Consider the following 7,017-nt stretch of genomic DNA (forward strand, 5'->3'; position numbering starts at 1 on the left):
AAAGCCTTCGGCCAGCTGGACTATAGCTTCGATGGCGAAGGCAACGACTCCAGCAAGGAAAGCGCCAAGCTGGAAGAAGCGTATGTCGGACTGGATTTTGGCACGGCTGCAATTGCGATTGGTCGTCAGAATCTGGCCGGTGACGAATTCGGTGTTGAGGCGGCATTGGAAACTCACACCGCACAGGACCGTTTTGAACAGGTTGCCGACAAAGGCGATGATGTGATTCGTCTGGATGCGAAATTCGATAATGTAACCGTCATCGCGTCAGCCCTAATTGGCGCAGAAACGTCCGCCAATGGATCCGGTGAAGCCTTCGACCTGTTCGTAGCAACCCAGTTAGCCGGTGTAGAACTGGCCGCAGCCTATCAGACCTACAATGCCAATACAGCAGGTACCGAAGACCAGAACACATGGGGTATCAGCGCAGCTTACAACTTTGGTTTTGCCGCTCTGGCAGCGGATTACAGCACCACGGATACCGGCGCAGGTGATAAAGACGTCTCTAACCTGGCAGCAAAATTCAAACTGTCACCCACCACTAAAATGGCGATTGGCGTAGTGAAGTCAGATGAAGGCAGCACCGACTCTACCGAGTGGTATGCCAATGTGGAATACAAATTCCCAACACAGAAAAATGTCAGCCTGTTTGCCGAAATCGCCGATACCGATGCGCCAAATTCAGACCTCGGTTATCTGGCTGGTATGCGCATCAAGTTCTGAGCCGCTTGATCGTATAACCCTGAGTATCTCCCTCCCCCTTCAGGACAGATACTTAGGGTTTCCTGAAATTGTCGGATTGGAGTTCCGGCACGTCTCAGTGCTTTCTTAGTTTGGCCGGGTTTTATCACCCGGTCTTTTTTTATGCTGGTTGTTTATTGGTACGACAATGTAAAAGACTGACTCTAGATCCCCCTCTTCCTATGTAAATTGATCAATCATCACGCAAATATCTGCAAGGTGACAAAGGGAAAATCCTTATGACTGCATGGAGCACGTTTGTCTGCTTATCGCACTCAAGCTGATAGTAACTGAGCATCGGAAACACTCACCCATAGAACACAGATCATTATTTAAACAATTATTCAGTGACATATGCTCAAAATATTAGAACAATCTAATTGAGCAGTTTCTTTTCAACACACAGGGATATGGAGAACGTGACAATGGTTGAACAGATTGGCATCGAATACGAAGACTTCGAACTCTCAGCGTTCAGCTCATTTGGCGCAACGGGAAGACATCTTTATTTGATATACACCGATGTAGATGGTGTACAACACGTTTTGGAAGGGGGAGCTTATGGAGATGACAGGGAACATATAAGTACCCGTCAAGGCATACTCTCGCGCGACACAGTGCCTTCCGGTGCCATTGATAACTCTGATGGCACATATATCTACAAAAACCCAACCGACGCCGACCGCTATCTCAAACTGGATGTGGAAAACGTATCAGCGACCTGGGCGGCGATGCAGGCTCACGCTCAAGCAATAGATGATGCTCAATTGACCTACACTTTTGTGCCAGGCCCAAATAGCAACTCGGTCGCTGCATCGATTTTGAACGATTCCGGTTTCAACGTGATCGATCTTTTGGGGCTAAGCATTCCAGAAGACATCTCCAATGAGAATATCGTCTCTTCAGTATCCTCCGGTGAAATGGATCTTTTCTCAACCGGCTTTATTGGTTCTCAAAATGTAATACCAAGCATAACCTCTGACGATTCTCCATCCCTCCCGAATACTCACAGCGGCACGAACGACGCTGATACATTTACTGATGACATGGATTCAAGCGAGCAATTTAACGGAGGAGAAGGGATCGACCTCATCTCATATGCTGGCAACTGGGCTGATTATCAACTCAGTGTGTCGTCTAATGGGTTTGAGCTGGTCAATACGAGCAACGTTACAGATACATTGCAGGGTATAGAAAGGCTGCAGTTTTCGGATAAAAGTATTGCTCTGGATGTACTGGACGGAAACGCAGGCATCACCGCCAAAATACTGGGTGCAATATTCGGGAGTGAAGCCATCAATAACCCTAATTACATGGGCATAGGGCTAAAGTATCTTGATGGTGGCTGGAGCTATGAGAATCTAATGAATTTGGCGATAAACGCCAAGTTGGGAGAGGGAGCCTCCCATGAAGAGATTGTAGAGTTACTGTTTACAAATGTTGTTGGCACAAGCCCTACACAACAGCAGTCCGATTTCTATATAGGTCTTTTAGAATCAGGCATCCACACCTCAGCAAGCTTGGGTGTTCTTGCGGCTGATACCTCGATCAACCAAGGCAACATAGACTTGGTCGGTTTATCTCAAGCTGGTATAGAGTTCACACCCGCATGATTCAATTGTGAGCATGCCGCCTGCGTCCTCGGCGGCATGCTCACATATCATTCAACTAGGTGTTCATAGCGCTGATCGGTCAGCGTTTTCATAAAGGCCACCAACGCATCTACCCGTTTTTCTTTCAGCGCCGGACCGCTCTCCAGCTCCTTCAAAGAGATATTCTCCGCGACCTCAGGTGCTCCCCACTGCTCCCCTGTTTCCGGGTTAATCTGACGTTTAGCGCTGCGGCTGTTGTACTTGTCGTAAAACAGCACCACGGTACGAAGATCCTGAAATACACCGTTATGCATGTAAGGGCCTGTTACTGCGATATTGCGCAAGGTAGGTACTTTAAACTTACCGGCCTGTGCCTGATCGCTTACCTGTGGATTATCCAGCAACCCTCGGTCAACATGGTTTGCGGCCACACCATTTTTTGCACGCGCCTCAACATTCACCGGAACCCCAATATTGTGGTATTCGTAGTTGGTAAAGGTTTCTTTAGGGTGACGTTGCGAGCTTTGCAGTTGATGGCACTGGTTACAGTTGGTGAACTGTTGGGAGAAGAACAACGTGCGTCCCAGCTCTTCCTGTTTACTCAGTTCATAGTCGCCACGCAGGAAACGATCGTACTTTGAATCAAACGGCGCAAACAACTCGGTCCGCTCAAAAGCCGCAATGCTGTCTGCCATCGCCGCATATGCCTTATCAGCTCTGGCGAAGATCTCATCACCGTAGATTGCTTTGAAGCTGATGACATATTGGTCATTTTCTTGTAATCGATCTGCGGTCGCCGCTTTAGATGGCATCCCCATTTCGATCGGGTTAGTCGGTGGTCCGCCCGCCTGTCCGGCCAAGCTGTTTTCACGACCATCATGGAACTGACCACCCATGTACTTCCCGTCTTCAGTCAGACGGAATTTCGGGCTGAACATCGCATAAGCGGCCGTTGGCGCATTACGATCTCCGAGCGAGCGACCATCATCACCAAGCGATACGGCACCTTGTACACCGTTATCACGTGGATCAACAAAGCCTCTCTCTGGCGCGTGGCATGTTGCGCAGGACTGAGTACGGTTTTGCGACAGATTGGTATCAAAATATAGCTGCTGGCCCAAGGTTGCTTTTAACGCTTCCTGATTGACCGCCGATTCATTGGCACCGTTATGACTTACACATCCGCTTAAAAGCAGTGCCAAACTGACACCCGAGATACGCCGAATTGATTTAGACACCCACTGCCCCTTAACAAAAAGCCAACTGATAATTACTTTTATTCGCAATTATACATAAGGGTATACTAAAAATATTGATTTCGGTCAGGGGGATTAGTGGCCAAAAGAAAACACGGGGTTTCCGTTAGTCGTCCGACGGCTTGGGTTTAGTCGTCCAGCTCTCTTCCGCATTTGCCATGCGGCTGGATTTTTTATGACTCAGCGATGATTCAGGCCAATCCCCAAAGGGAAAAGGGCGCGCCTCGCTGTTAAATGTGAGGTATCGCAGCACCTGATACACATAGGTGCTCAGGCTTTTACCAAACTTCAATAAACGCCCGTTGGGGGTACCGGTAAACAGCGTAATCAAAAATTGAAAAGTCACCACTGCGACAAGCACCACTTCCGCCAGACTGTAGAAAATTGTGAACAGCAACATATAGAGTAAACGCATCCAAATACTGCTTCTGGACAGGTTTTGCTTTAAGTCTTCACTCATTGCAAACTCCTGAGAATCAGAGAATGACCGGAATCTATCTACAGTATATGCACGAATGTTCAACATTCCTTGCGGCGCAGGCATAAAAAAAGCCGACCTAAGGCCGGCTTCAAACCTGCTAATATCGACTGGATCAGATGCTGCCAAGACCCAGGGTTGTCAGAGTGTTCTGACGTACGGATTTCAATAGCTCTCCGTCTTCAATGAGAGACTCCTTATAAGAAGGAACCATCTCCTTGATCTTCTGCTGCCATTCAGCGGAGTTCATCTTCTCGTTAAAGCAGTTCTCAACTACTTCAATCATGGTTGGCACAGCGGTAGACGCACCCGGTGATGCACCTAACAAAGCGGCTAGTGAACCATCTGCGGAAGCAATCACTTCAGTACCAAATTCCAGCTTACCCCCCTTCTCAGGGTCATTCTTGATGATCTGTACGCGCTGACCGGCATAGGATAACTCCCAGTCTTCATTCTTCGCTTCAGGGAAGAAGAAACGCAGTGCATCACAACGAGAGTCATGCGTCTGCATCACTTCGCTAATCAGGTAGCGGGTCAGGTCCATGCTTTTCGCACCGACACTCAACATCGGTTTCAGGTTCCCCGGTTTGATACTCTTGAACATATCAAACACAGAGCCCTGTTTCAGGAACTTAGTCGTAAACCCAGCGAATGGACCAAACAACAGCGCTTTCTTACCATCGATGACGCGGGTATCCAGATGTGGAACCGACATTGGAGGCGCGCCAATCGGAGCCAGGCCATAAACTTTTGCGTTGTGTTGTTCAACAACGTCCTGATTCTTACAAACCAGCCACATGCCGCTAACCGGGAAGCCGCCGTAACCTTTACCTTCTTCAATACCTGATTTCTGCAGCAACGGCAGCGCACCACCACCCGCACCCAGGAATACGAAACCGGCATCGATTGTTTCTTTCGCACCGGACTGCTCGTTCTTCAGTTCAACCGTCCAACGCTTATCATCACCCTGAGTCAGCTCTTCAACTGAACGGCTCAACAGCAGTTCGAAGTCACCCTGTTGGTCCAGATATTCAACCATGTGTCGCGCCAGAGACCCGAAGTTAACATCAGCACCGTGACGAACACGCGTACCTGCAACCTTCTCATCTGCTGAACGATTCTGCATAACCAGAGGCATCCACTCACTCAGCACCTCGTGGTCTTCAGAATACTCCATCTGAGCAAACTGCTGGGTGCTGCTCAACGTTTCGTAACGGCTGCGTAAAAACTGAACGTTCTCTTCACCCCAGACAAAGCTCTGGTGTGGAACATTACTGATAAACTTGGCTGGGTTCGGCAATGCTTTAGCATTTACGAGGTAAGACCAAAACTGCAGACTCACCTCAAAGGCTTCATTAATTGCAAACGCTTTGGAAGGATCAACACCGCCATCGGCCTTTTTTGGCGTGTAATTAAGCTCACAATAGGCTGCGTGCCCGGTACCGGCATTGTTCATGGCATCGGTACTTTCGTGTGCAACATGATCAAGACGTTCAACCATGCAAATCTTCATAGATGGGTCTAACTGCTTGAGCAACATCCCCAGGGTTGTGCTCATCGCGCCCGCCCCAACGAGCAACACATCAACTGCTTTTGTGGTCATAACAACTTCGCCATTCAATAGTAAATAATGGTAGGTGAGATGACACCGGAAACAGAGCTTGTGGCTGCATTCGCTGGCTAGGCCTGATGGTCGATCAGAGTTAACCCGCTGATATTTCCGGAGATCCCTCGCGAAGCACTCGCTAACTGAGCTGGAATAACCACAGCTTTGTTACAGTTATAATCCGCGGTGCTTTTCTTTTGCCGCCGATTATACCCAATCCAAGAGCGATGTCTTGTGCAATGCGACAAAACCCCATTATCCATTTGGAGTATTGCTAGCCTAAAGTCTTATAAGCTTAAGAATGATGCATTTTCAGGCCACATTTACAGACCTGACAAACGAAAATCCCGCATAAGATTATAACTATTAAGAATATTTCAGAGATAACGCCGCCTCAGCTCAAGACAGTTAACCGACAACGAAGAGGAGATACGAGCAAGACCAAGCGTTTACTTGAACGTAGACGCGTCTATAAAATACAGCCGTATAGGATGTCAGATATTGCAGTACAGCATACCAATGACTGCAACGGCTAAAACTAAAGTACCAGATCTGGCAATAGTAAGCAGAGGGAAAGATCTCTCCGTAAGCAGATAACAGAGATTAAGTGGAAGGGGAGACCGTGCCTCCTGTTCGTTTCAACATACCGGACGACTGCCAGGCCGCCACCTGCATCCGATAGCCAGTGGTGACCTACTCCCTGTAGATGCCACCGCGTTACTGCCCCTTCCAGCACAGCAACCAAGCCAGTCTCATTCTGTGAAAGCTTATCCAAACTTTAAATAAGTTTCCGTATCAGTCAGACGAGGAAAAAGTACACCGCTAAAGATTCAGCAATTACAAACAGCGTTATAAAGTGTTTTACAAAGTACTCGGTTAGCATCGTAGCTCCTCCATTTAACGGTGACGCCGGACATCGTTGCAGTCCGATGCTCCTGTCATGTAATGGACTGTACTAAAGCAAACCAAAGACCAACTTTATAAAACCCCTTAATATCAACATGTTAAATAAACACTCATAGTCAATAACACAGGTACCGTGCGTGTGTGGCTGCGATAAACAAACAAACCGTCTCCAATCAGAGACACTAAAACCTAATAAATCCTGCTTTATATATAAATCAACAAGTTAGAGTGTCACCGATCCGCGACACGGCATTTTAAGCCCATAAAGACAGCTGTATAAATATCCTTCACATATCCTTCAATTTATTGATCTGGATGAACTCTTTGCGACAACAGACACACTAGACTGAAGATGAAGGCCATCTCAAAGCTGCAATCCTTAATCACTCAATTACAGGGGATGTTCACTATGTTGACCTACAAAGAATGTCTGGACCT

General features: G+C 47.7%; 5 protein-coding genes. 2 read left to right on the forward strand and 3 right to left on the reverse strand.

Going from position 1 to position 7,017, the window contains the following annotated elements; translation table 11 throughout:
* Both ABYW01_RS10315 and ABYW01_RS10320 read left to right on the forward strand, forming a co-directional pair.
* Positions 1–723 (forward strand): porin (locus tag ABYW01_RS10315; protein ID WP_372832528.1); only part of this gene is annotated, 723 nt, incomplete at its 5' end.
* 443 nt (positions 724–1,166) lie between these two features.
* Entirely contained in the window at positions 1,167–2,354 is a 1,188-nt protein-coding gene (locus tag ABYW01_RS10320) for a hypothetical protein (RefSeq protein WP_372832529.1), read from the forward strand.
* 47 nt (positions 2,355–2,401) lie between these two features.
* On the opposite strand, the gene ABYW01_RS10325 is transcribed toward ABYW01_RS10320, so the two are convergent.
* The 3 genes from ABYW01_RS10325 to mqo all read right to left on the reverse strand — a co-directional run bounded on the left by ABYW01_RS10325 (position 2,402) and on the right by mqo (position 5,670).
* The gene (locus ABYW01_RS10325) at positions 2,402–3,571 is read right to left on the reverse strand and encodes a cytochrome-c peroxidase (RefSeq protein ID WP_372832530.1); all 1,170 of its coding nucleotides are present in this window, start codon (positions 3,569–3,571) and stop codon (positions 2,402–2,404) included.
* A 124-nt stretch (positions 3,572–3,695) separates the two neighbouring features.
* Complete coding sequence (locus tag ABYW01_RS10330; protein WP_372832531.1) at positions 3,696–4,049, reverse strand: DUF4389 domain-containing protein; 354 nt, start codon at positions 4,047–4,049, stop codon at positions 3,696–3,698.
* Between the two features lie 133 nt (positions 4,050–4,182).
* The gene (mqo, locus tag ABYW01_RS10335; RefSeq protein WP_372832533.1) at positions 4,183–5,670 is read right to left on the reverse strand and encodes a malate dehydrogenase (quinone); all 1,488 of its coding nucleotides are present in this window, start codon (positions 5,668–5,670) and stop codon (positions 4,183–4,185) included.
* Positions 5,671–7,017 lie beyond the last annotated feature (1,347 nt).

The organism is Pontibacterium sp. (genome assembly GCF_041587635.1).
Taxonomy (GTDB): Bacteria; Pseudomonadota; Gammaproteobacteria; order Pseudomonadales; family Balneatricaceae; genus Pontibacterium.